1 protein-coding gene is annotated in these 386 nt (G+C 67.6%); it reads right to left on the bottom strand.

The genetic code is table 11. The features are described from left to right. A partial coding sequence (locus tag SB822_RS55270; protein WP_410858868.1) for a TolC family protein occupies positions 1-386 on the bottom strand: 386 nt, incomplete at both ends.

The following is a 386-nucleotide window of genomic DNA, read 5'->3' as shown; positions in this document are numbered from 1 at the left end:
TATGAGTACAGCGCCTGCTGCTGCACCGCTTCGGCCTGCTTCACCTGTCCGACGATCGCGCCGCCTTCGAAGACCGGCTGCGCGATCGAACCCGCAAACGACCACACGCGCGACGGCCCCGTAAAGAGCTTCGAGAACTGTCCGCTTTGCGTACCCAGCAGCCCCGTCAGCGAAATCTGCGGGAAATACAGCGCTTTGGCCGCACCAATCTGCGCATTCGCCGCGACGAGATCCTGCTCGGCCTGACGCAGATCGGGACGGCGCTCCAGCAGATCCGACGGCAGCCCCGCCGGCACGGCAGGCGCCGCGAGTTCGGCCAGCGCGCGCCCGCGCAGGATATCGCCCGGATTGCGCCCGAGCAGCACCGAGAGCGCGTCTTCCTGCTG

This window comes from Paraburkholderia sp. SIMBA_054 (assembly GCF_046534875.1).
Classification (GTDB): Bacteria; Pseudomonadota; Gammaproteobacteria; order Burkholderiales; family Burkholderiaceae; genus Paraburkholderia; species Paraburkholderia hospita.
Note: the sequence above shows the minus strand (reverse complement) of the source record. Positions and strands in the feature narration are given on the sequence as shown.